Below are 1,879 nucleotides of genomic sequence, written 5' to 3'. Positions count from 1 at the left end.
GCATGGGGCTGTTCGTGGTTTCAGAACCAACACAGTGGACGCGAGCAACTGAGGACAAGCCCTCGGCCTATTAGTACCGGTCAACTCCACACGTTACCGTGCTTCCATATCCGGCCTATCAACCCAGTCGTCTACTGGGAGCCTTACCCCATCAAGTGGGTGGGAGTCCTCATCTCGAAGCAGGCTTCCCGCTTAGATGCTTTCAGCGGTTATCCCTCCCGAACGTAGCCAACCAGCCATGCCCTTGGCAGAACAACTGGCACACCAGAGGTTCGTCCGTCCCGGTCCTCTCGTACTAGGGACAGCCCTTCTCAAGACTCCTACGCGCACAGCGGATAGGGACCGAACTGTCTCACGACGTTCTAAACCCAGCTCGCGTACCGCTTTAATGGGCGAACAGCCCAACCCTTGGGACCGACTCCAGCCCCAGGATGCGACGAGCCGACATCGAGGTGCCAAACCATCCCGTCGATATGGACTCTTGGGGAAGATCAGCCTGTTATCCCCGGGGTACCTTTTATCCGTTGAGCGACGGCGCTTCCACAAGCCACCGCCGGATCACTAGTCCCGACTTTCGTCCCTGCTCGACCCGTCGGTCTCACAGTCAAGCTCCCTTGTGCACTTACACTCAACACCTGATTACCAACCAGGCTGAGGGAACCTTTGGGCGCCTCCGTTACTCTTTAGGAGGCAACCGCCCCAGTTAAACTACCCATCAGACACTGTCCCTGATCCGGATCACGGACCCAGGTTAGACATCCAGCACGACCAGACTGGTATTTCAACGACGACTCCCCCTGAACTGGCGTCCAGAGTTCACAGTCTCCCAGCTATCCTACACAAGCCGAACCGAACACCAATATCAAACTGTAGTAAAGGTCCCGGGGTCTTTCCGTCCTGCTGCGCGAAACGAGCATCTTTACTCGTAGTGCAATTTCACCGGGCCTATGGTTGAGACAGTCGAGAAGTCGTTACGCCATTCGTGCAGGTCGGAACTTACCCGACAAGGAATTTCGCTACCTTAGGATGGTTATAGTTACCACCGCCGTTTACTGGCGCTTAAGTTCTCAGCTTCGCCCCACCGAAATGGAGCTAACCGGTCCCCTTAACGTTCCAGCACCGGGCAGGCGTCAGTCCGTATACATCGCCTTACGGCTTCGCACGGACCTGTGTTTTTAGTAAACAGTCGCTTCTCGCTGGTCTCTGCGGCCACCCCCAGCTCGAGGAGCAAGTCCTCTCACCAGTGATGGCCCCCCTTCTCCCGAAGTTACGGGGGCATTTTGCCGAGTTCCTTAACCATAGTTCACCCGAACGCCTCGGTATTCTCTACCTGACCACCTGAGTCGGTTTAGGGTACGGGCCGCCATGAAACTCGCTAGAGGCTTTTCTCGACAGCATAGGATCATCCACTTCACCACAATCGGCTCGGCATCAGGTCTCAGACTATGTGCCAGGCGGATTTACCTACCTGACGTCCTACACCCTTACCCCGGGACAACCACCGCCCGGGATGGACTACCTTCCTGCGTCACCCCATCACTCACCTACTAACCGCTTGGTTCAGCGGCTCCACCACTCCCCCTCACTCCGAAGAGATCAGGGGCGGCTTCACGGCCTTAGCATCACGATGCTCGATGTTTGACGCTTCACAGCGGGTACCGGAATATCAACCGGTTATCCATCGACTACGCCTGTCGGCCTCGCCTTAGGTCCCGACTTACCCTGGGCAGATCAGCTTGACCCAGGAACCCTTAGTCAATCGGCGCACACGTTTCTCACGTGTGAATCGCTACTCATGCCTGCATTCTCACTCGTCAACCGTCCACGACTACCTTCCAGTGCCGCTTCACCCGGCAGACGACGCTCCCCTACCCATCCA

At 56.8% G+C, this 1,879-nt stretch carries 1 rRNA gene (only partly in view); it reads right to left on the bottom strand.

Annotated elements, in window-relative coordinates:
- Nucleotides 1-50: 50 nt before the first annotated feature.
- Nucleotides 51-1,879, bottom strand: a 23S ribosomal RNA gene (locus ACH4C6_RS35885) (it continues 1,369 nt past the right edge of the window).

Source organism: Streptomyces sp. NPDC017943 (genome assembly GCF_044328425.1).
In the GTDB taxonomy this organism is placed as follows: domain Bacteria; phylum Actinomycetota; class Actinomycetes; order Streptomycetales; family Streptomycetaceae; genus Streptomyces; species Streptomyces djakartensis_A.
The sequence above is the reverse complement of the archived record's forward strand: the minus strand, read 5'-3'. Positions and strand labels throughout refer to the sequence as shown.